The organism is Flavobacterium sp. ACN6 (assembly GCF_002304005.1).
Taxonomy (GTDB): Bacteria; Bacteroidota; Bacteroidia; order Flavobacteriales; family Flavobacteriaceae; genus Flavobacterium.
On the sequence record NZ_MRCQ01000019.1, the window covers coordinates 39,652 to 59,724 of the forward strand.

Consider the following 20,073-nt stretch of genomic DNA (forward strand, 5'->3'; position numbering starts at 1 on the left):
ATCATATACGTTGAAAAGAATAATACAGATTTGGCAAGAGGCATATTTAATGTTTTAAATCCAATAGGTATTTTTTAACGTAGATAATTTGAAATACTAAAAACCAGTTATGAGAAAAAAAATACTAATTACAATTTTCCTTTTTATAATAATCGGAATTTCAGCGTACCTCTACATCTACAAAGGGCATAGAAATATAGAATCAGAAACTGCCGATTATGCTGTAACGGTCAGCGGACTGGAGAGAGAGTTTACTTCAAACGACTCTCTGGCTTACATCAAATATCAGGACAAAACAATTGAACTATCTGCAAGGGTAACTAGTATCGATAAAGCCGGCAATGGAATTGTTATGGGCGAAAAAGTATTTGTGACATTCAAAGGCCGTTTGCCGCAAAATATTATATCCGGGAAAAACCTAAAAATTAAAGGGCGTTTTTTAGGATATGACGAACTGCTCCAGGAATTTAAAATAGACCAATCTTCAGTTGTACACTAATCCAAATAACAATTTAAAACTAACCACATGAAAAACTTTATTCTATTATTTTTTTTATTTCCGCTTTTAACCTTTTCCCAAACCGATTTATTGTCTGGAGTAGAAACTCCTTCTGCAAAAGAAAAAGTGACATCTGCATTCAAAGCCTTAAAAATCGTTAATCTCGAATCTACAAAATTGGCCGCAAAAGGCGATTTGTATTTTGTTGTTGCACACCGATTCGGCTCTATTAAAGATGGTTTTGAAGGTTTTTATGGACTCGATAATGCCAATACGCAGATTAAATTTATTTACGGTGTAACAAATGGACTTAATGTAAGTGCAGCCAGAAGTGAATTTGCTTATGACTTTGCAACAAAATATATGCTGTTTGCTCAAATAAAAGACGGTTTGCCTGTTACTATCGCCGGGTTCAATAGTTTGTCTATTAATAACACATTAAAAGAAAGTCTGTATCCGAAACTTCAATTTAAAGACAGGCTTACTTATGTTGCGCAGCTGCTGATTTCCAGAAAATTTTCTGAAAAGCTCTCTTTAGAAATTGTGCCGTCATTCTTTCATCAAAATTTTGTTGAAGACGTAGACCAAAGCAATTCCCAATATGCGATAGGATTTGGAGGGAGGTATAAATTCGCTAAGCGCTGGTCTTTAAATATGGATTATGCGGCGCATTTAAACAGGGCGTCAAATTCTCTCTATAAAAATCCGCTGTCTATTGGTTTTGATCTGGAAACCGGCGGTCATGTTTTCCAGATGCATTTTACCAGTTCACAGGCAATTGATGAGGCTGGGTATCTGGGAAGAACCACTGGCGACTGGACAAAAGGAGATATATTTTTTGGATTTAATCTTGCCAGGGTTTTCTAGTATCTGCTTTATAATTAAATTATTAGGTAATTTCTGTATTTAAAATGATTCTAAATTGATCGATTTATTGCTATTTCTAAAACCGCATTGATCAAGTACACGTAGATAATTTTAAAACCATAAAAATTATGAAAACTAATAAAATAATCAAAAAAGGACTTTTAATTCTGAGCGGCATATTTGTACTGTTTGCCGCGATTTTGCTTTTTCACATTATAACGGCCAAACCGCCCGTTTATGACACCCCGAATCTTCAGGTAAGCAGAATAGATTTTAAATCAGACATCGATTCTCTGCAGGCCAGAAAAATCTGTGCCGACCTGAGAAGCATAAAAGGCCTGACATCAGACTCTATCATCGTTAAAAGAAATGTTGTGGTGTACTTCCACAATAATAAAATTACAAACTCTGAGAAAGTTTTCAACGAGCTGATGGCTAAAGGTCGTTACGATGCGCAGCGTTATATACTGCCGGCCAATTTAGCAGACAAAGAAGTATGCCCAATGAATCAAAATAGTTTGAGCTATAGAGTGTCTCAAAAAATAAATCGTTTTTTTAATTAACCCTTTAATACTTTAAATTTATGAAAGTTTATTCAAAACTTACACTTAGTGTACTAATTGCTGCATCGGCAGCTATGATTTCCTGCAGCAGTAATGACGACGAAACCCCAGCACCTGTTAAGGCTTCTATCTACGAGCGTTTAGGCGGAACTAAAATGGTTTCTGATCCTGATAATTCCGGCCAGATGATCGAGCAGGGACGTTTGAGTTTCCGCAAAGTGGTAAATTCAACTATCGGATTGATTGTTGCTGATATCCAATCGAACGCGTCAGGTAATCTGCAGGCACATTTTGCCCCTTTATTAGCAGAAACTGGAACTACCCAGTCTACCAATATTGCTAAATTATCAGATAACCTTACTGATTTCTTTTCGTTTAATACGGGAGGAACAAATGCTGTAAATACATATTCTGGTTTGAGTATGTCAGCTGCGCATGATCCTGCAAAAAATCCTCGTATGGGAACAAAATCAAGCAGTGCAGATTATACAAAATTTGAAGGATATGTTGGAGCTGCGGCCAATGCGAATGGCGTTGCTTCAAATACAGAACTTTATACTGATATTGTTGCTGTTTTAGAATCATTGAGAACTCCTATAGTTCAAAAATAAATTTTTTCTCAAAACGCTGCCTGAAAAAGGCAGCGTTTTATATTTCAATACTATTTGAAGTATATAAATATTTTTCAAAACCTGTCAGCTTTATAATACCTGTAAATTATATAAAACCGCAGTTTAGGTCCATTTATTCCATAGTGATGTAAAAAGCACTTCCGGCGCTGTTATATAAATTCTGCAGGCAATAATTTTTGAACCTTTTAAGGAAAACATAAATATGGAAAATTTTACTATGTCCAGATCCTCCACTTTTTATGCATTGGGGTTAAGCTACAAGAAAGCAGATGCAGTTATCAGAGGAAAATTTAGTCTAGATGCTAAAGCACAATCTGATTTATTATTACAAGCTAAAGCAGAAGGTATAGAATCTTTGATTGTTACTTCTACTTGTAATAGAACTGAAATTTATGGTTTTGCCCATCATCCTTATGAACTCATCAAATTGCTTTGCGAGAACAGCAATGGCTCTGTAGAAGAATTTCAGCAGGCTGCTTATATATATAAGAATGAAGAAGCTGTCAGCCACATGTTCCGGGTAGGAACAGGTTTAGACAGTCAGATTCTGGGTGATTTTGAAATCATCAGCCAGATTAAAACCGCCTTTAGCAATAGTAAACGGGAAGGTTTGGTCAATACATTTCTGGACCGGCTGGTAAATACTGTTATTCAAGCGAGCAAAAAAGTTAAAACGGAGACGAAAATTTCTTCCGGTGCAACTTCAGTTTCTTTTGCATCAGTGCAGTATATTATCCGAAATGTGGCCGATATTGGAAACAAAAATATTTTGTTATTCGGAACGGGGAAAATAGGAAGAAATACGTGCGAAAACTTAGTAAAACATACTAAAAACAGCCATATTGCCCTTATAAACAGAACAAAAAACAAAGCCGAATTATTGGCCGGCAAGCTGAATGTTATTGTAAAAGATTATGCTGATTTAAAACAGGAACTGCAGCAGGCTGATGTGCTGGTTGTAGCTACAGGAGCACAAAATCCCACTATTGACAAAACATCGCTTGCTTTACAGAAACCCTTATTGATTCTGGATTTATCCATCCCGCGCAATGTAGATGCCAATGTAGAAGAAATCCCCGGTGTAACTTTAATACATCTGGATAATTTATCTCAAATTACGGATGATACGCTGGAGAAAAGAAAACAGCATATTCCTGCTGCGGAAGCCATTATTGATGATCTGAAATTAGAACTGAATACCTGGGTGAACGGCCGAAAATGTGCTCCGACTATTCATGCCTTAAAATCCAAGCTAAATGATATTGTATCAGCAGAATTTGCTTTTCAAAAAAAGAAAACAACCCATTTTGATGATGCACAGATGGATTTAATCAGTTCAAGAATTATTCAAAAATTAACAAACCATTTTGCCAGCCATTTAAAAAATGAAAACACTTCAGTGGATCAAAGCATTGAATTCATTGAAAAAGTATTTCAGATAGGACAGCTTGCACCGAATAAGGCTTCTTCACCAATAGAAGAAAAATACAAAATCAATCTGTCATAAATGCTTAATCAGCTTCAGTTTCAAACTTACAGCAAAGTTCTGAAGCAAGTTACAAAAATAGAACCCGTCAGCTGCGCTGCACGCTGCGACGGGCTTGTCCATAAACATAATCTTCCAAAAAATGTTTACTTAATTCTGCATGGGAGTAATCAATTCCTCATTTGGTAAAGTTAGACTAATTAATTTGGTGGTAATTACATGATTATTAATTAATTTTATAATTAGCTTTTTTACTATAAATTGCCTCACGTCATTGATCCATGTTATAAAAAAGGCAGGCCGGCTTACCAAACGCTTGAGGAGTAAACTAATTTTCTGCCTCAGCTGAGCAATAATTGATAATCAGAGAGTGAGAGTGGAAAATTCAATAAATGATAAATAGTTAACGATTTAATGGGTTTTCATTATTTCAATTACTAGAAATTTTAAAAAAGGGAGTATGGGGGCTATTCCATTTTTGGCTTTCGAATTCTGTTAACTTTTAACGTACTTTATCTAATTTTTCAAGTTGAAAGATTACTATTTGAAATTGCTGGTCAAAAATGGTTTATAAACATCGTCGGCGCTAAACGCTAAAAATGTTAAACTTAAACTTTTTAATCAAAATAAAGTATCAGTCGAAAATATCTAATTATTGAAAGCAGGCTTTAAAATTCTACTTAGGCTGCAAAAAAATAAACTATTAGAAACTATTCAAATCAAAATTTGACGATGATTTTAGATTTTTTACAATGGCTAAGGGGTTTGGGTAAAGTTCCGCCAGAGTGCAGTATTGAATCCCAAAAAGCGCATATTGAATAGTATCAATATGCGCTTTTTAGTTAGGACTTTTTATGGAATTAGACTTTTCCTAAAGTATAAAGCTGCTCCATTGTAGGTGTAAGGCTTCCTCCTGCAGGTTCCAACGTGATGCCAAAAGCTTCAGCTGAATCGGTTTGGCTTACAGCGAAGATTTTTTGAGAGTTTTCTTCAAAATTATCCAGCAGACCAATACTTGTCGGTGTAAGCACCGGACTTAGTTTTAAAGACCAAACCTGGTAAACCATTCCTTTTGGAGGGTTTGGCAGACCTGCCGCGTCGATATAAGTCGTTTTTGTTTCTTTGTTCCAATACACTTTTGCAAATGATGCCGGAGATACTGATTGTCCGCCCAGAGTAACGCTTGTGTTTTTAATGTCTCTCACAATGCTCAGATTTTTCTCAGTCTGTTTATTCTGCTGGTCTAAAAAAGCATATTCTCTTTCAATTTTATTTTTTTCGCCTCCAGCCTCAGAGACTGCCTGTTTAGATTTTGCCAGTTCTAAAGTCTGATATCCAAAACCTAAGAGCAGTAATACGGCAGCCGCCCAGCTCAAGTACTGCGAACGGTTTGATGCTGATTTTATATTGATAACTTTACCATCGTTAAGCTCTAAAAGAGCTTTTGTTTTCTCGAAATTGGCAACCGAATGGAAAGGTGAGAAGCTTGATGATAAGGCTGAGACAGCTTTTTCTATAGCAATGATTTCACTTTCAACCTCAGGGTTTTTTCTAGCAAGTTCGGCAATTTCCAGGTTCTCTTTTTCTGTCAGCAGGCCGTAAACGTAAAGTTCTAAAATGCCTGATTCAATATATTCCTTATCTTCCATTATATCTTTAAATAATTTCTTAAATCGTTGATACAGTTTCTGTTTTGTGTTTTGATAGTGCCCAGCGGCATGGCAAGCTCTTCCGATGCTTCTTGCTGGGTATATCCCTTAAAGAATAGCAGATCAATAATCTCGATACATTTTGGTTTCAGTTTTTTTACGAATTCCTGAATTCCTATAGAATCAATTCTGTTTGTGAGCTTGTTGCTATCATCTAATAGATTTACGAAATTATCCGAAGAAAGGTTTTTTTGGTTGTTGTTGAAATTTTTGGACCGCAGCCTGTCAATCGATGTGTTCCTTGCAATATTAAGGATCCATGTGTAGAACCTGCCCTTGCTTTCACTGTAACTATCGATGTTTTTCCAGATTTTTACAAAGACTTCCTGCAGGACATCTTCGGCTTCTTCCCGGTTTTTTACCAGAACATTTATGACCGAAAATAAGCTTTTTGAGTACATATCGTAGAGATGGGTGAAAGCTCTTTCATCTTTTTTGCGGATTAGTACCAATAATTCTTCTTGGCTCATAGGATTGGATTTAAAGCTTAAATAAATTTTAATTTCTTATAAAGTGGTAATGCCGGATAAAGGTAATTTATTTTTTACGTAACTGGCCCAAAAGCAGAAATAAAGGATATTACTTTCAAAATACCAATTTTCGGGGATTATGTTATGTTGATGTTCTTCTCTTGCACCGTTGCTTTTTCTATTTCCATAAATAGGAATAAATCAATTTTTAGCTGTTAATAAAACAAAGATTTACTTGAATTATAATGTAGAAATGCAAAGTCACTTCCCCAATGAGTTCTTTGAAAAAATTAAACGTTAATGTAATGCTAATTTTAAAGGCAGCTTATAATGCCTAGCATGATTTGACTTCTAACTGATATTATTCCGTTAAAGTATAAGATCGATAAACCTTTAAAAATTTTAAGTTTTTAATTCTATAAATTAAATTTAGGCTGTTTTATTATTATAAAATCATAATAGTATCTTAGATTTTGCTTAAGAATAGTGATTATTTTAAAACATGACTTAAATTTGCCTGGTGCGAAAATGGTATAGGCCCGGCAGCTGTTCTAGCAGGACCATCTGTTATTTTGGGATATGCTGTTGCCGGAATTATCGCTTTTTTTATAATGAGACAACTTGGAGAAATGGTTGTCGAGGAACCTGTATCAGGAAGCTTTAGTTATTTTGCCTATAAATACTGTGGTTCTTTTGCCGGTTTTGCATCTGGATGGAATTACTGGATTTTATATATTTTAGTTAGTATGGCTGAACTTACGGCTATTGGTGTTTATGTGCAGTTCTGGTGGCCTGAAATTCCGCTTTGGGCATCCAGCTTATTTTTCTTTCTGGTTATTACTGCTTTGAATTTTGCTTCTGTAAAAGTGTACGGAGAAACAGAATTTTGGTTTTCTATTATAAAAGTTGCCGCAATTATTGCAATGATTCTCTTTGGTGCTTATTTGTTAGTAAGCGGTACAGGAGGAGAACATGCTGCAATTCATAATTTATATAACGATGGAGGTTTCTTTCCAAAAGGCTTTTTTGAAAAAACGACTAATGGCAGTTTTCAAGGTTTATTAGCTGCAATGGCATTAATTATGTTCTCTTTTGGCGGCTTAGAACTTATTGGAATTACCGCTGCTGAGGCAGAAAATCCAGAAAAAAACATTCCAAAAGCAACCAATCAGGTAATTTATAGAATCCTTATATTTTATGTGGGAGCATTGGTCATTTTATTTGCTTTGTCCCCTTGGCGGAAAATTACCACAGACAGCAGTCCGTTTGTAATGGTTTTTCAAAACTTAAACGGAATGGAATTTGAGTTCTTTGGCGATAAAATATATTTTACACGACTTATAGCCAATATACTTAATTTAATTGTATTAACTGCAGCCTTATCAGTATATAATAGCAGCGTATACAGCAACTCACGTATGTTATTTGGTTTAGCAGATCAAGGAAGTGCTCCTAAATTTTTAAAGAAGCTGAACAAACAAGCTGTACCGGTTTATGCCATTTTAATTTCCTCATGCTTTGCCGCTATTTGTATTTTAATAAATAAAGTAATTCCGGAAGAGGCGTTTAGTATTTTAATGTCTTTAGTAGTTTCTTGCTTAGTTATTAACTGGGTTATGATTTCGTATACGCACCTGCAATTTAGACGGGCAAAAGACAAGGAAAATACAAAAACTAAGTTTGCGTCAATATTTTATCCAGTAAGCAATTACATCTGTTTTGTATTTTTATTAGGTATTTTATCCATCATGTGGATGACCAATATGAAGTTATCTGTAGAATTAATTCCTATCTGGCTGGCTATTCTTTTTGTATTTTATAAAGTGTTTAAAATAAAAAAATAAGCAGCTAGAGCATACAGTAAGGTTGAACCTTACTTATTTTAACAGTCACTATGCGGGGCATACTATTAAAATAATTAAATTTGAGTTGAAATTGAAATGACTTAAACAGGAAGATTTTTTACAATGCAGAAAGCTATACGATTCACGGTGAGAAAAGATCTGGCTCCTCACGAGCAGTTCACAGTATTAAAATTAAAAGGGAGTCTTATCTCAAAGGGATACACTGAGATTATCCATATCTCGGACCAGGATGAGGATTTTCATCTCAATACCTTTGAAAGCCCCACAGAGAAGAGCACTGAAGTACTGCAGTATATTACTTCTTTTATTCAGCAGGAAAAGCTTTCAGAGGTCATTACGCTATTGGATTAATACTTACGACACAAAGCAAAAGCGAAATGTATTTCCTTAATGAGCAATGATCGCCGTTTGTACTCTTACGCAGGTTACGCTGCCGGTCAAATGGTTGAGTAATGTAACAACTGATTGAACTGTAATACTGGAATTATTCCAGAGAAACTAGATCTTAGGTTTTTACAACTTTAATATCATCCAAGGAGCTCATACCGACGCCTTGTGATTTTCTTACCACTGTAATCTCGCCATTGAGTTCCATCACAACAGCTTTCACATCATCAATCTGGTCTATGCCCGATTTTCTGATGGTAGAATATATCTCGTCTTTGGTGACCGCTTCTCTTGCCATGGCCCTTTCAATAAACTCCCCATTGTAAAATATAAGAATGGGCACTGAATTTAGGAGTTTCTCCACTTTTTTTGAAGAGCGCGCTGTCAGCGCAAATAAGTACTGCAGTGCAATAATTAAAAAAAGCACAACACCGCCCTCTGCGAGAGGAACCATAGCCAGCATCATGTACGATAAAGTGGATCCCAGTGCAACTGTAACCACAAAATCAAAGGCATTGAGTTTGGACAAGGTGCGCTTACCTGAGATCCTCAAGAAAAAAAACAGCGTGACAAATGCTATGATGGTAGCCAGAACAATATGTCCGATTCTTGTCCAATCCTTAAAAAATACTTCTTCCATATCATACTGTTTTAAAAACTATTATGCATTTTGCAAGTACCGCCGCTGGTCAGCATGTGCATCTCAATCAGGTGCTGTATAATTTTTCACCCGGTTCGGGTGCTTAGCGGGCCCCGTACTGCAGTGCATCTTTCAGTGCTTCTTTAAAAATACAATAACGGCTGCGGCTTATTTTATATAATTCCCTGCGGCGCTTGTTGAATTTTCATTAGGATGGTTTGGTGATAAGGCAATCGCTGACTTTGAAGCGCAGTCAAATGAAGGCGCAGTAAGCAGAAGAGCTCTTGTTTGAGATTCTGTGCTATAATTAGTACCTTAGCACTCCAAGCAAAACCAGCACGGCAAATTAATCCTTTTTTAAACCTTATGGGATCCGACCAGTATATCAGGCTTTCACAGCTTAATGACAAAATCCAGGACACGATCAACGACCGCTTTAGGGGGCAGACGTACTGGGTGGCGGCGGATATTACCAATCATTCTTTTAAGGCCGATAAGAAAAACCATTACTTTGAACTGGTGGAAAAAGCAGTTTCCGGAAATGCCATAACAGCTAAGATACTGGGCAAGTCATGGGGAGCAGGGGCACTGCGGATCCTTGATTTTGAAATAACCACAGGACAGCGCTTCACCAACAATCTGCATGTGCTGGTGCTGCTCAGCGTGGATTACCATCCGCTGTATGGGCTTTCGGTTAATCTTCTGGATATCGACAGTAATTTTATGCTCGGGATTCTCGAACAGCAGCGTAATGCTACACTGGAGAGACTGGTAAGGGAAAATGATTTTATCCAAAAACTGGCAGATGGATATTCCACCTTTAACGGCAGACTCCCCCTTCCAGCGGTCATCCAAAGGGTGGCGGTAATCTCTTCAAGCAGTTCGGCAGGAAATGAGGATTTCCGCCATACCATGCAGCACAATGATTTTGGATATGTTTTCCAAATTGATGATTATCATACCGTGGTTCAGGGAGATAACAATGCCAGGCTCTTTTTAAATAAACTCATTGAGGTGTACACGAGCGGTATACCCTATGATGCGGTTGTCATCACAAGGGGAGGCGGGGCACAGTCCGATTTTCTGATTTTTGACAATTACAATATAGCCAGGGCAGCGGCCAAGTTTCCCATTCCGGTGATCACCGGTATCGGGCATCAGAAAAATATCAGTCTTACCGATATGATGGCCCATACCCATACCAAGACCCCGACTAAGGCGGCTGAATTTATCATAGCGCATAACCGCAGTTTTGAGCAGAGAATCCTCTCACTGCAGGGGACTATTGCATTAAAGTCACAGCAGCTTTTCCTTAAGCACTACAAGGAACTCAATGAACTCAAAAGCAGTATTTCCCATAATGCTGCAGAGCTTCTTTCAGGTCATAAACAGCGGCTGATGGAGATCTGGCAGGATGTGGCACATAACAGCAGAAAGGTGCTTTCCAATGCGCAGGGCAGACTGCTTTATACCGCCCAGCAGACCCTGCAGCGGCCGCAGTATATCATGCAGCAGAAAAGAAATGAGCTGCAGTATATCACGGCAAATCTGAAGACTGCTGCCAATCAGTATCTCCGCGCCCAAAACCACAATCTGCAGCATTACCAGCAGAGCATAAAACTAATGTCTCCTGAGAATATACTGCGTAAAGGATATGCCATTATACGATCACATAATAAAATTGTCAATGGGGCCTCGGAAATACACGAAGGGGAAGATATAGAAATACTATTAAAAGATGCAGTGCTGAAAAGCACGGTCAAAGAAAAAATACAATACGATGGAAACCACACTGACTTATGAGACCGCAGCAGCGGAACTAACGGCTATTGCCAAAGAAATAGAAAATGAAACGATCTCGGTGGATGAGCTTGCCGCTAAGGTAAAAAGAGCTTCGCAGCTTATTGCTTTCTGCCAGGCCAAACTCAAATCTACCGAAGAAGAGGTGGGTAAAATCATCAGCAGTATGGAAAATCCTGCAGGCTGATTGGTCATTTTTATACTAAAACGGGGTTTTACTGCGTTATACTGATATATAAGCCTGTAAAGAGAATACCTGAATGAAGTGCAGGTATTTGTACAGTCCAAGCCGAAATTGTAAAACCCCATTTTTCCTTTGAATAATGGGGTTTTACATATAAAGAATTATTGTACTGGCAGTACCTCCCAAAAGCTGCACTGCTAGTTCCAGGGCTTCCACCATTTTTTTTCCTCAGTTCCGCTCTCAGCAGTACTTTGATCCGTTTTTAGGGTATCTGGAAAAACATTTGGATCAGCGTCTGGTGTATGCTGCTCAAAGGGATTTGGTGCAGCGGCCAAATGCTCCTGCAGGTCCTGTGCGGTAAAAGCAGCTGTCTGACCCAGATCATCTGCAGGTCTCAGGCCCCTAAAGCTGAAATCGATCGGTTTTTGTTTTCCTATTTCAAAAAAATCCACGATATACTGTTTTTTTTCTGTCTCCACCGCTGTTACTTTTCCATTGTTCCAAACTGGATGCACCACCAGATCGCCTTCTTTGAACGCAGTGTCATTATCAGGCTGGTTATTGTTTGGTTGTAATTTACTGTTTTGAATGATTTCAGGGGAGAGTTTTCCTTTTCGAATATAAAATTCTTCACTGATCTCAAAAAGAAAGCGCGAAGGGTATTTGTTAAGCCCTGTGGTAAAATTAAAGCCTTCCGAATCGGTCATGTAAAACCTTTTCTCAGCGCGGGTAACCGCTACATACATCAGTCTCCTTTCTTCCTCGATGGCGCGTTTTCTTCTTTCCTTAATGGAAAGTGCGCTGGGCAGCACCCCTTCGGAAAAACCACATAGAAAAACATACGGAAATTCCAGTCCTTTGGAAATATGGATGGTCATTAGTTTTACCTTATCCTGCTGCTGGCTCTCGGCATCCAAATCGGTATACAAGGCAATTTCCTGCAGGTATTCTGAAATATTGACCGGCGCGTTATTTTCCTTTTCAAGCAGGAGCATGGAATTGACCAGCTCCTTAATATTCTCCAAACGGTCCTGGTCACCGTCTTTTCGGTAGAGTTCCGAAAGACCGCTTTTATCAAGAATGATTTTGACCAGATCCGATATGGATTTGGTTTTAGCATCTTCTTTGAGCTCGGTAATCAGTTTTACGAAATCCAGCGCCCCTTTTTTGGCAAGTTCCTTATCGCCCGTGTTACGCTCCAGTGCCTGAAGTAGGGAAAGGTTCTGCTCCCCGGCCAGAAGACTGAGCCTTTCGAGAAATTTTTTGCCAAGACCCCGCGAGGGCTGGTTATGCATGCGCAGAAAGGAGAAGTTATCGCCCTGCACTATCAGGCGCAGCATCGAGAGTACATCCTTTATTTCTTTTCTTTCAAAAAAGCGGATACCCCCAAAAATAGTATACGGAATGTTTTGTTTAATAAGCGCCTGTTCAATATTTCTCGAGAGATGATTCGAACGGTACAGGATAGTGACATCTGAATAGGAAGCGTTTTCTGTCTGTAGAATGTCCTTGATTTCAGAGGCTATCCAGAGGCTTTCCTCAAAATCATTTTTTCCATGGAAATGCACCACTTCAAATCCTTCGGGTTTGTCGGTGATCATATCCTTGTCCACCCTTACCGTATTGTTTTTAATGATATGATTGCCTACTTTGAGTATGTTAGGGGTGGAGCGGTAATTGCGGTTCATGATAATGGTCTGGGTATCGGGGAACATCGTGTCAAATTCAACCAGATACTCCGGTTTGGCACCGCGCCATTCGTATATAGTCTGGTCAGGATCCCCGACCAGAAAAAGGTTTTGATTGACACGCGAAAGCATTTCTACCAGATGGAACTGGCTTTCTGAGCTGTCCTGCGCCTCATCGACCTGAATATAATGCAGGTTCTGCTGCCATTTTAAAAGCACGTCGGCATTGTGGTCTAATATAAAGGCAGTAAAATGGATCAGGTCATCAAAATCAAGAGCGTAGTTGCGTTTCTGCTTGTCGAGGTAAATCTGGAACACACGGCTCGATAAAGAGTCGCTTTCATCGGCCTCAAAGCTTTTATTTTCTAGTATATACGAGAGGTAATTTGAAGTGCTTTTCTGCTTGGAAATAAAACGAAGCACCTGTTTGAAGGTCAGATGCTTGGAATTGATCTGAAGTTCGGTGAAAACATCCCGGAGGATGCTTTTTTGATCCTCGGCATCCAGTATGATGAAATTTCCGGGGTAGTGTATTTTGTTGATTTCCTCGCGCAGGAACCTTACGCAGAAGCCGTGATAAGTGGTGATCAAACTTACATCATACATATCTCCGATTAGTGCCTTAACGCGCTTTTTCATTTCCTGTGCGGCCTTATTGGTAAAGGTTACACAGAGAATATTGGAGGAATTAATACCAAGCCTGTCTACGATGTAGGCAAACCTGGAGGTCAATGCCTTGGTTTTTCCTGATCCTGCTCCCGCAATAACACGCACGTAGCCTTCTGTGGTTTTTACGGCCTGCAGCTGGCTGGAATTAAGGTTTTCTAAAATCGGATCGTTCATTGTAAAGCAGTAATTGTTGTGGGTCTTACGTATTATTTTGGCTGTGATTATGCTCCACGGGCAGACCGGGGAACCCTTATACAAATTTAGTAATTTATTGCAAGACGCAGTACACTGCGCAAAGAATCACATTTGAATTCAAAATAAAATCTTGAAGAGAATTCTTTAGTATAGTAAAAAATTCTCTTCAAGATCTCTGCTTGGCCGAATGCCTTTTTTTAAAGAAGATTGTTTAGTCTTCCTCATCATCGTCTTCAACAGCTTTTTCCTCATCCAGGGTTCTTCTATCGGCGTCCGGGTCACGGTCATCAGGATCGGTATGATTATGATTTTCGTAAGTATCCTTGTGAATGCCAGTCGTGTCATTTTCATGCTGGTTGACTGCTGGATCTTTTTTCTCCAGCAGTTCAGAATTTATGGAATCAGCCGCTGCGTGATAATTACGTTCATCCTGATCGTAGTTATCGTAATTTTCATTTGACATCATTTTTTTATTTATTTAGTGTTACCTCTTTAATTTTATCTGTAATAAAGCCTTTATAATTGTGAGAGTTTAGAAGGGTCGGTTGCCTCTTCAATGCTCTTTCCTTCGGGCTTGTACTGTTTTTCAGTTTCTTGTTTATCGTGCCAGGGACCTTCTTTCAGACGTACTTTTTCAGATGCGCTTTCTTTTGAAGAGCTATGGCGCGTAGTATCTGATTCCCTTTCAATGCGATGCTCTTCGTGCTGGCTGTGCTCGTCTTTATAGCTGCTGTTTTCCATGATTTTCCGTTTTGTGGTTTTTCTCTTTGTGATTTGTCAATAGTTCGCGTGCCTGCTTAAGACCGGCTGCTATTGCTGCTGCTTCATCTGCGCTGTCCTGCAGAAGTGCGCTGGCTATTTCCACTGCTTTCTCTCTAAGCGCCGCCGGCTGGTTCTTGTAAGATGGGGGATAATCCCCTTTATACCAAGGCATGCGATCAGCTTTTCTGCTCCAGATGTTCCATGAAATCTTCCACACTGGTGCCGGCTGCCCTTACGGCATTTTTTAATACTTCCTCGGGTACATTAAGTTTTTCAGACCAGTACTGCACCTCTAGTGGTTCGCCTATATGGATAGAAGAATCCTCTTTTGCTGTGTTCGATTTGTCGTCCATGATTTTTAAATTTTAGAATTTACCCAAAGTTAGCATCAGGGGTAACAAATCTGTTATATTATAAAAAGCGATTTTTACAGGATTGTAATGATTTACAGGATGTTAAGTTTTGTTGTTGAGGTTATGAGGCTGTAAGTTTCTCTAACTTGGCGGAAGGTGAGATTGATTCGGGGCAGTACCTGTCGGGCTGTTTTGGGCAGCTGCTATTCCCACTTAATCTTGATAGAGGAATTCAAAGTTCTTTTTAAGACTGCTGTACTAAAATTCTACCATTTTAGATACGTCTTTTCAAAAAAAAGGTTTAAATTTATAGTTACGATTTTTATATGTGATTGATAATTTAGTATTTAATTCTGGTTGTTTAATCACAATGCCGATTTTAAAATCTATTTTTCGTTTAATGCACTTTTAAATTAAAAATCATGGCGCCACACCAAAAATCTGAGAGAATTATCTATTTAGCGGACGATGATGAGGATGATAGAATGCTGTTTACTGATGCAGTGGAGGAACTCGATATGGGGTTTATCGTCCAATCAGCTGTAGATGGAAAAGAACTGCTCGATGCGCTGGCTGCTGAAAAACGGCTTCCAGAAGCTGTTTTCCTGGACATCAATATGCCCTGTAAAAATGGATTTGACTGTTTGAAGGAAATTCGAAATTGGAAAGGGAAGCTCCAGCAGGTAAAGATCATTATGCTTTCCACCAGCAGCAGCTCTCTGCATATTACACGCTCCTATAAGATGGGAGCTGATTATTATGCCGTAAAACCCACCAGTTTTAAAGACCTGAAAGAGTTATTGAAAAAGATGCTGGATCAGGACTTTAAAAGCATCAGAAAAGGGATGAAAAAAATACAGCCGGCTTGATGGATTTGAATTTAGAATATAGTACTAAAGGCTTGCAGAATATGTTTTACCGCTTCTCTATTCGCTGACGGCTTCTTCCGCTGCCGTATTTTCCTTTACAGCAGTACGTTTAATATGCAGGTAAAAATCCCTAAGGTGCCACCATGCCGGACATCTTTCCAAAGGACCATTAAAATTTTTAATTCCTATGTAGCAGCTTTTTAAAAAAACCTGTGTATTGGTAATTTTAGCCCAGGGCTTCCAATCCACTTCTACTGGCGGCGGGCTGCTTTCAAAATAGCGTTGTATTTCTTCGTGATTCATACTGCAAAAATAGCTCATAGGAGCATAAAAGGCAACACCCGAGCGGGATTAGGGCTTGTTTTTGCTATGGATTTTTTTTAATTTTTTTTCACTGTTCTGACTTCCAGAGCTATGCAGTTTGGATTTTTTTTATGGCCGGTCAAAGCTTTTTTACACAGGTTTTCAAGGGTATGTCCACAGTACTTTCAGCCTGCGGTTAAGGCGCATCGCCTGGGGATCTAAATACCGTTAATTCCATCACAAAGGTCGGGCAGAGCGGTGCGGTTCGCTGCAAAAAATTCCCCCATAAATGCAGGACATCCGTCCTGCTTTATTGCGTTGCTTTCTGCGCTCGCTTCGCGCTGCCCGGGAGAGGTGCTAAAATTAATCTTAAATATTTAGCATCATGAAAACTACAGCAGACAACAACTGGAAAATCGTTTCAGAAATCGAATTGATTTATAAATCAAAAGTAAAAAGTTCAGAGAGACCTCATATCAGCTCCTCCAAATGTGCCTACACCATTCTGAAAGACTGCTGGGATCCCTGCAAAATTGAATTTCTAGAGCAGTTCAAAGTACTGCTTTTGAGCCAGTCCAATACCGTTCTGGGCCTTTATGAAGCTTCCTCAGGTGGAATGTCAGGAACAGTGGTGGATATAAGAGTTTTATTTACTGCAGCCCTTAAAGCCCGCGCAGCAGGAATCATTATTGCCCACAATCATCCTTCAGGAGGCACAGTTCCTTCACAGCCCGATATTATGATCACCAGAAAGATTGCTCAGGCAGGAACGATTTTGGATATTAAACTGCTGGACCACCTTATCCTAACTGCTGAAAGCTACTATTCCTTTGCAGATGAAGGCGCTTTATAGCGCCTTTTAATTGTATTAAAAGAAAAATAGAATGAAAAATAGAAGTTACAGCCTTATTATTTCTGGTTTTTTGGTTTACGAAAGCCAGCTCATTCTAATTTCCCATTCGAGTACAGCGAAAAGACAAAGCAGATCACCTCACATTGTTACAGGGCTTTTAACCTGACAGCTTTTATTAAGGTCTAGTATAGGATATATTTTTGCTGTTTCCATACCTTTTATATATGAGGTAAGCGGCAAATCCAAATGGCAGACTAATTAATATGATGAAATTATTTTCGATTCCAAACAATAGCAAGGTGCTGGTAATTACTAGAAAAATAAACAAGGCCGGCAGTAATTTTTGAAGGCTGCTTAATTCTTTTTCTGTTTGTTCTAAAGTCAAAAAAGGTAAAGTCCTGGAAACAAATCCAAGCATCATTTTGTTACTAAAAAATAGGAGCTCAAATGACTTTAATTTAGTTTCAATAGTAAGGTGTTCACTCCGGTCATTAAAATTTATTTTCAAGATCTCTTCTGTCTTTATTACAATGAGATTCTTATCGCGGCAGCTGTCATTTTTAAAATGCTCCATAGAAAAATATTTCCTATTGGATAAATAAATATGATTTTCTATTATCAAAAGGGTTTCGTAATTTTCTAAAAAATAGATATCATCCAATTCAAAACTCATTCTTTTTGATTTTAGTTAGGCCGGCAGCGAGTTTAGTTCCTGACGCCAGATGTTTACTACAACTTTTTAAAAGCGTTTTCTCCAGCGAATATAAGATATTCTCTGTCATTATAAAACAGTACAGTTATTGTATTTGCAGAGCAGGTAAAACAGCTTTGAAAAAGATGCTGCTGCATTTCCCTTGATTTTGTTTTGACACGGTTTGATCATCTTATATAAAAAAAGAACGCAGCCTTTTTTTAAGGCTGCGTCCACTGCATTTTTACTGCTTTTTGTCTGCTCCAAGACCGGAGAGTTTTTCATTGAGTTCCGTCAGTCCGGCCCGCTGCAGGCATTCTTCTGCAAGCTGCTGGAGCTCGGCTGTGTTTTCCTTTGGAATGCTTTGCAGCAGCACCGAGGAGCCTGCTTCATTTTGGTTCAGGCCGAGCCGCATTACATGATGGAGCAGGAGCACATTTTTTCGTGAAATCTTCAAATCCATTCTTACCATTTCATTCATTGCGGGGATACTCAAAATGGTATCAAAAACCCGCACCACATCATTTTCTGTCAGCATAATTTCCACGTTTTAAATTCATAATGTTCTCTCTTCAAAGATAGTCAGAAGCTTTAAAAACAGCCCGTTCAAAATATGGCCGGGATGGGCAGGATCCTCTGCTGTTTTCTAATTTCGCTTATGCTGTTTTGAAAAAGAGCTTTGGATATGCGGGTGTTTTTATGTGCTGGAAAGACTGCCTCGTTCCTGCAGTCGGCCAGATGTCCGTTTGTTAAACAAACGATCTGGCTGCCTTTTGCTCGGAACTCGCAGGCAGGGATTTATAAAGGTAAACTGCCCCAAAGAGCAGGGTTGGTGTATCCAGAAGCATATTGTAATGCACCCCAAGGAACGAGCAGCAGGTTAGGAAATAACGGAAGAAACGAATTATAAAGGAGAAATGATGATGGAGAAAAAAAATGTAAAAAGAACCCGTATAGCGGCTGTTAGGTTTACCGCTGCAGAGTTTACGGCGATCGAGAAAAAATTTAAAGGCACTACCTGCCGTCAGATGAGCGAGTATATGCGCAGCTGTCTTTTGAATAAACCCATAACAACCAGGTACCGCAATGAATCCCTGGATGAATTTATGCTTGAAATGATCCGCTTGAGAAAGGAGTTCAGTGCCGTGGCAAACAACTTTAACCAATCGGTTAAAAAACTCCATACCCTGAGACAGATTCCAGAGTTCAGGTACTGGATCAGCAGCACCGAGGCCCAGCGCAGCGAACTGCTTGAAAGACTTGAAGTGATTCAAAAATGGATGGATAAAACAGCCGGCAGATGGTTGCAGTAATAAAGACCAGCCGCTCGGTACGCAGCGTTTTATCGTACAATGAAAATAAGGTCAAAACAGCACAGGCACAGTGTATCGGGGAGGGGAATTATCCAATGGCTGTGGAGCGCATGAATTTTTCCATGAAACTCCAAAGACTGCTCGGGCAGACTGCCCTGAATGAGAACGTGAAGCGCGCCGGGGTGCACATCTCTTTGAACTTTCATCCCTCGGAGAATTACCCCAGGGAAAAGCTCCTGGAAATAGCGGACAGTTACATGGAAAAAATAGGTTTTGGCAGCCAGCCTTATCTGGTTTATGAGCATCACGATGCCGGGCATCCGCACATTCATCTGGTCTCGATTAAAATAAGGGCCGACGGATCGAGAATCGACATGCAGAACATTGGAAAAAATCAGTCGGAGAAAGCCCGAAAGGAAATTGAAAAAGCGTTTGGCCTGGTCAAGGCGCAGGGCAGAAATTCCAAGCAGGTTTCACTTATCAAAAACCCTGCTGCAGTGAAGGTTTGTTATGGTAAAATGGAATCTAAAAAAGCGCTGTCCAATGTGCTGAACGCTGTGCTGAACAGCTACAGTTATACCTCGTTGGCGACCCTTAATGCTGTTTTGCAATTGTACGGGGTAAAGGCCGACAGGGGCAGTGAAGATTCTCGGATTTTTACCTCTGGGGGACTGGTATACCGCATATTGGACCCAGACGGAAAGCCGGCTGGTGTGCCGATAAAAGCCAGTGATTTTTCCATGCGCCCAACCCTTGCTTTTCTGGAGCGCCGTTTCGAGGTAAACAGCACCGAGAAAAGCTTTGAAAAAAAGAGAATCCGTACTGCTGTGGACACCGCCTTACTGGTCAGGGAAACGCATTTTCAGAAGCTTATTTTAATGCTGCGCTCCCAGGGAATTGATACGGTTTTAAGGAAGAGCAGCACTGGCAGTTTATACGGTATCACCTATGTGGATCATGCAACCAAATGCGTTTTTAACGGCAGTGAGCTGGGCAGGAATTACAGCGCCAAAGCCGTGCTGGAACGCTGTGAAAAAACAGTTGAATACAGGGCTGTTATCATACAGAAGGATGTGCTCGAAATGGGCGGTCAGGATAAGCAGCAGTATGCCGGTGCTGGTGTAAGCGAGGTATTTGCCAGCGGGATCCAGGAGCTGCTAAAAGCCGAGTGGCAGGCCGATTATGTTTCTGGAAAGTTTAAGGATAGGAGCAGGAAAAAAAGAAGAAAAGGGCCTTTGAATAGGAATTAATTTAAAAAGAGATCATTAAAATTGG

At 39.4% G+C, this 20,073-nt stretch carries 24 protein-coding genes and 1 pseudogene; 14 read left to right on the top strand and 11 right to left on the bottom strand.

The window, feature by feature from the left end; all coding sequences use genetic code 11:
• Window positions 1-109: 109 nt before the first annotated feature.
• The 5 genes from BSF42_RS21075 (at window position 110) to hemA (ending at window position 4,068) form a co-directional block, all read left to right on the top strand.
• Complete coding sequence (locus tag BSF42_RS21075) at window positions 110-499, top strand: hypothetical protein (protein ID WP_095955075.1); 390 nt, start codon at window positions 110-112, stop codon at window positions 497-499.
• 27 nt (window positions 500-526) lie between these two features.
• A complete protein-coding gene (locus BSF42_RS21080; RefSeq protein WP_095955076.1) occupies window positions 527-1,366 on the top strand; it encodes a DUF5777 family beta-barrel protein in 840 nt (279 codons plus the stop codon).
• Window positions 1,367-1,494: 128 nt separating this feature from the next.
• Entirely contained in the window at window positions 1,495-1,929 is a 435-nt protein-coding gene (locus BSF42_RS21085; protein ID WP_095955077.1) for a hypothetical protein, read from the top strand.
• Window positions 1,930-1,949: 20 nt separating this feature from the next.
• The gene (locus tag BSF42_RS21090) at window positions 1,950-2,540 is read left to right on the top strand and encodes a hypothetical protein (RefSeq protein WP_095955078.1); all 591 of its coding nucleotides are present in this window, start codon (window positions 1,950-1,952) and stop codon (window positions 2,538-2,540) included.
• Between the two features lie 223 nt (window positions 2,541-2,763).
• The gene (gene hemA / locus BSF42_RS21095; RefSeq protein WP_095955079.1) at window positions 2,764-4,068 is read left to right on the top strand and encodes a glutamyl-tRNA reductase; all 1,305 of its coding nucleotides are present in this window, start codon (window positions 2,764-2,766) and stop codon (window positions 4,066-4,068) included.
• An 839-nt stretch (window positions 4,069-4,907) separates the two neighbouring features.
• Here hemA and BSF42_RS21100 read toward each other — a convergent pair.
• Together BSF42_RS21100 and BSF42_RS21105 are read right to left on the bottom strand one after the other, a co-directional pair.
• Window positions 4,908-5,696, bottom strand: coding sequence for an anti-sigma factor domain-containing protein (locus BSF42_RS21100; protein ID WP_095955080.1), 789 nt, complete (start codon window positions 5,694-5,696; stop codon window positions 4,908-4,910).
• Complete coding sequence (locus tag BSF42_RS21105; protein ID WP_095955081.1) at window positions 5,696-6,226, bottom strand: RNA polymerase sigma factor; 531 nt, start codon at window positions 6,224-6,226, stop codon at window positions 5,696-5,698. Before BSF42_RS21105 ends, BSF42_RS21100 begins: the two co-directional genes overlap by 1 nt.
• A gap of 530 nt (window positions 6,227-6,756) precedes the next feature.
• Here BSF42_RS21105 and BSF42_RS21110 point away from each other — a divergent pair.
• Window positions 6,757-8,070, top strand: a pseudogene (locus tag BSF42_RS21110) (amino acid permease); the annotation flags it as partial.
• 526 nt (window positions 8,071-8,596) lie between these two features.
• Here BSF42_RS21110 and BSF42_RS21120 read toward each other — a convergent pair.
• On the bottom strand, window positions 8,597-9,118 hold the full coding sequence (locus BSF42_RS21120) for a DUF421 domain-containing protein (protein ID WP_095955083.1): 522 nt from the start codon (window positions 9,116-9,118) through the stop codon (window positions 8,597-8,599).
• Window positions 9,119-9,484: 366 nt separating this feature from the next.
• On the opposite strand from BSF42_RS21120, the gene xseA reads away from it, so the two are divergent.
• Together xseA and xseB are read left to right on the top strand one after the other, a co-directional pair.
• Window positions 9,485-10,921 carry an exodeoxyribonuclease VII large subunit gene (gene xseA, locus BSF42_RS21125; RefSeq protein ID WP_095955084.1) on the top strand — a complete coding sequence of 479 codons (1,437 nt, stop codon included), beginning with the start codon at window positions 9,485-9,487 and terminating at the stop codon, window positions 10,919-10,921.
• Window positions 10,899-11,105, top strand: a complete 207-nt coding sequence (gene xseB, locus BSF42_RS21130) for an exodeoxyribonuclease VII small subunit (RefSeq protein ID WP_095955085.1) — start codon at window positions 10,899-10,901, stop codon at window positions 11,103-11,105. The genes xseA and xseB overlap by 23 nt, the downstream gene beginning before the upstream one ends.
• Before the next feature lie 194 nt (window positions 11,106-11,299).
• Here the strand turns inward: xseB and BSF42_RS21135 are convergent, their stop codons facing one another.
• The 5 genes from BSF42_RS21135 to BSF42_RS21155 all read right to left on the bottom strand — a co-directional run bounded on the left by BSF42_RS21135 (window position 11,300) and on the right by BSF42_RS21155 (window position 14,769).
• Window positions 11,300-13,633 carry an ATP-dependent helicase gene (locus tag BSF42_RS21135; protein ID WP_095955086.1) on the bottom strand — a complete coding sequence of 778 codons (2,334 nt, stop codon included), beginning with the start codon at window positions 13,631-13,633 and terminating at the stop codon, window positions 11,300-11,302.
• 232 nt (window positions 13,634-13,865) lie between these two features.
• Window positions 13,866-14,120 carry a hypothetical protein gene (locus BSF42_RS21140; RefSeq protein ID WP_141248493.1) on the bottom strand — a complete coding sequence of 85 codons (255 nt, stop codon included), beginning with the start codon at window positions 14,118-14,120 and terminating at the stop codon, window positions 13,866-13,868.
• A gap of 50 nt (window positions 14,121-14,170) precedes the next feature.
• Entirely contained in the window at window positions 14,171-14,395 is a 225-nt protein-coding gene (locus BSF42_RS21145; RefSeq protein WP_095955088.1) for a hypothetical protein, read from the bottom strand.
• Window positions 14,376-14,588 carry a hypothetical protein gene (locus BSF42_RS21150; protein WP_095955089.1) on the bottom strand — a complete coding sequence of 71 codons (213 nt, stop codon included), beginning with the start codon at window positions 14,586-14,588 and terminating at the stop codon, window positions 14,376-14,378. The genes BSF42_RS21145 and BSF42_RS21150 overlap by 20 nt, the downstream gene beginning before the upstream one ends.
• A gap of 4 nt (window positions 14,589-14,592) precedes the next feature.
• The gene (locus BSF42_RS21155) at window positions 14,593-14,769 is read right to left on the bottom strand and encodes a DUF3606 domain-containing protein (protein ID WP_095955090.1); all 177 of its coding nucleotides are present in this window, start codon (window positions 14,767-14,769) and stop codon (window positions 14,593-14,595) included.
• A 422-nt stretch (window positions 14,770-15,191) separates the two neighbouring features.
• Here BSF42_RS21155 and BSF42_RS21160 point away from each other — a divergent pair, with 422 nt between their 5' ends.
• Window positions 15,192-15,638, top strand: a complete 447-nt coding sequence (locus tag BSF42_RS21160; RefSeq protein ID WP_095955091.1) for a response regulator — start codon at window positions 15,192-15,194, stop codon at window positions 15,636-15,638.
• A gap of 57 nt (window positions 15,639-15,695) precedes the next feature.
• Here the strand turns inward: BSF42_RS21160 and BSF42_RS21165 are convergent, their stop codons facing one another.
• Entirely contained in the window at window positions 15,696-15,941 is a 246-nt protein-coding gene (locus tag BSF42_RS21165; RefSeq protein WP_095955092.1) for a hypothetical protein, read from the bottom strand.
• Window positions 15,942-16,326: 385 nt separating this feature from the next.
• On the opposite strand from BSF42_RS21165, the gene BSF42_RS21170 reads away from it, so the two are divergent.
• Window positions 16,327-16,794 (top strand): JAB domain-containing protein, encoded by a 468-nt coding sequence (locus tag BSF42_RS21170; RefSeq protein ID WP_095955093.1) that lies wholly within the window; start codon window positions 16,327-16,329, stop codon window positions 16,792-16,794.
• Window positions 16,795-16,825: 31 nt separating this feature from the next.
• On the top strand, window positions 16,826-16,960 hold the full coding sequence (locus BSF42_RS22775) for a hypothetical protein (RefSeq protein WP_256385394.1): 135 nt from the start codon (window positions 16,826-16,828) through the stop codon (window positions 16,958-16,960).
• Window positions 16,961-16,969: 9 nt separating this feature from the next.
• On the opposite strand, the gene BSF42_RS21175 is transcribed toward BSF42_RS22775, so the two are convergent.
• Together BSF42_RS21175 and BSF42_RS21180 are read right to left on the bottom strand one after the other, a co-directional pair.
• Window positions 16,970-17,467 (bottom strand): hypothetical protein, encoded by a 498-nt coding sequence (locus tag BSF42_RS21175; RefSeq protein ID WP_095955094.1) that lies wholly within the window; start codon window positions 17,465-17,467, stop codon window positions 16,970-16,972.
• Between the two features lie 262 nt (window positions 17,468-17,729).
• Complete coding sequence (locus tag BSF42_RS21180) at window positions 17,730-18,023, bottom strand: hypothetical protein (protein WP_095955095.1); 294 nt, start codon at window positions 18,021-18,023, stop codon at window positions 17,730-17,732.
• A 147-nt stretch (window positions 18,024-18,170) separates the two neighbouring features.
• Between BSF42_RS21180 and BSF42_RS21185 the strand changes: the two genes are divergently transcribed.
• From BSF42_RS21185 to BSF42_RS21195, 3 genes are read left to right on the top strand one after another with little or no spacing between them, the layout of a single operon-like run.
• A complete protein-coding gene (locus BSF42_RS21185) occupies window positions 18,171-18,395 on the top strand; it encodes a hypothetical protein (RefSeq protein ID WP_095955096.1) in 225 nt (74 codons plus the stop codon).
• Between the two features lie 10 nt (window positions 18,396-18,405).
• On the top strand, window positions 18,406-18,798 hold the full coding sequence (locus tag BSF42_RS21190; RefSeq protein WP_172426734.1) for a plasmid mobilization relaxosome protein MobC: 393 nt from the start codon (window positions 18,406-18,408) through the stop codon (window positions 18,796-18,798).
• The gene (locus BSF42_RS21195; RefSeq protein ID WP_095955097.1) at window positions 18,786-20,048 is read left to right on the top strand and encodes a relaxase/mobilization nuclease domain-containing protein; all 1,263 of its coding nucleotides are present in this window, start codon (window positions 18,786-18,788) and stop codon (window positions 20,046-20,048) included. The genes BSF42_RS21190 and BSF42_RS21195 overlap by 13 nt, the downstream gene beginning before the upstream one ends.
• Window positions 20,049-20,073 lie beyond the last annotated feature (25 nt).

What these genes read in the sequence shown, in the direction of transcription:
- BSF42_RS21075 (WP_095955075.1), top strand. Translation starts at nt 110, where the DNA reads ATGAGAAAAAAAATACTAATTACAATTTTCCTTTTTATAATAATCGGA.
- BSF42_RS21080 (WP_095955076.1), top strand. Translation starts at nt 527, where the DNA reads ATGAAAAACTTTATTCTATTATTTTTTTTATTTCCGCTTTTAACCTTT.
- BSF42_RS21085 (WP_095955077.1), top strand. Translation starts at nt 1,495, where the DNA reads ATGAAAACTAATAAAATAATCAAAAAAGGACTTTTAATTCTGAGCGGC.
- BSF42_RS21090 (WP_095955078.1), top strand. Translation starts at nt 1,950, where the DNA reads ATGAAAGTTTATTCAAAACTTACACTTAGTGTACTAATTGCTGCATCG.
- hemA (WP_095955079.1), top strand. Translation starts at nt 2,764, where the DNA reads ATGGAAAATTTTACTATGTCCAGATCCTCCACTTTTTATGCATTGGGG.
- BSF42_RS21100 (WP_095955080.1), bottom strand. Translation starts at nt 5,696, where the DNA reads ATGGAAGATAAGGAATATATTGAATCAGGCATTTTAGAACTTTACGTT.
- BSF42_RS21105 (WP_095955081.1), bottom strand. Translation starts at nt 6,226, where the DNA reads ATGAGCCAAGAAGAATTATTGGTACTAATCCGCAAAAAAGATGAAAGA.
- BSF42_RS21120 (WP_095955083.1), bottom strand. Translation starts at nt 9,118, where the DNA reads ATGGAAGAAGTATTTTTTAAGGATTGGACAAGAATCGGACATATTGTT.
- xseA (WP_095955084.1), top strand. Translation starts at nt 9,485, where the DNA reads ATGGGATCCGACCAGTATATCAGGCTTTCACAGCTTAATGACAAAATC.
- xseB (WP_095955085.1), top strand. Translation starts at nt 10,899, where the DNA reads ATGGAAACCACACTGACTTATGAGACCGCAGCAGCGGAACTAACGGCT.
- BSF42_RS21135 (WP_095955086.1), bottom strand. Translation starts at nt 13,633, where the DNA reads ATGAACGATCCGATTTTAGAAAACCTTAATTCCAGCCAGCTGCAGGCC.
- BSF42_RS21140 (WP_141248493.1), bottom strand. Translation starts at nt 14,120, where the DNA reads ATGATGTCAAATGAAAATTACGATAACTACGATCAGGATGAACGTAAT.
- BSF42_RS21145 (WP_095955088.1), bottom strand. Translation starts at nt 14,395, where the DNA reads ATGGAAAACAGCAGCTATAAAGACGAGCACAGCCAGCACGAAGAGCAT.
- BSF42_RS21150 (WP_095955089.1), bottom strand. Translation starts at nt 14,588, where the DNA reads ATGCCTTGGTATAAAGGGGATTATCCCCCATCTTACAAGAACCAGCCG.
- BSF42_RS21155 (WP_095955090.1), bottom strand. Translation starts at nt 14,769, where the DNA reads ATGGACGACAAATCGAACACAGCAAAAGAGGATTCTTCTATCCATATA.
- BSF42_RS21160 (WP_095955091.1), top strand. Translation starts at nt 15,192, where the DNA reads ATGGCGCCACACCAAAAATCTGAGAGAATTATCTATTTAGCGGACGAT.
- BSF42_RS21165 (WP_095955092.1), bottom strand. Translation starts at nt 15,941, where the DNA reads ATGAATCACGAAGAAATACAACGCTATTTTGAAAGCAGCCCGCCGCCA.
- BSF42_RS21170 (WP_095955093.1), top strand. Translation starts at nt 16,327, where the DNA reads ATGAAAACTACAGCAGACAACAACTGGAAAATCGTTTCAGAAATCGAA.
- BSF42_RS22775 (WP_256385394.1), top strand. Translation starts at nt 16,826, where the DNA reads ATGAAAAATAGAAGTTACAGCCTTATTATTTCTGGTTTTTTGGTTTAC.
- BSF42_RS21175 (WP_095955094.1), bottom strand. Translation starts at nt 17,467, where the DNA reads ATGAGTTTTGAATTGGATGATATCTATTTTTTAGAAAATTACGAAACC.
- BSF42_RS21180 (WP_095955095.1), bottom strand. Translation starts at nt 18,023, where the DNA reads ATGCTGACAGAAAATGATGTGGTGCGGGTTTTTGATACCATTTTGAGT.
- BSF42_RS21185 (WP_095955096.1), top strand. Translation starts at nt 18,171, where the DNA reads ATGCGGGTGTTTTTATGTGCTGGAAAGACTGCCTCGTTCCTGCAGTCG.
- BSF42_RS21190 (WP_172426734.1), top strand. Translation starts at nt 18,406, where the DNA reads ATGATGGAGAAAAAAAATGTAAAAAGAACCCGTATAGCGGCTGTTAGG.
- BSF42_RS21195 (WP_095955097.1), top strand. Translation starts at nt 18,786, where the DNA reads ATGGTTGCAGTAATAAAGACCAGCCGCTCGGTACGCAGCGTTTTATCG.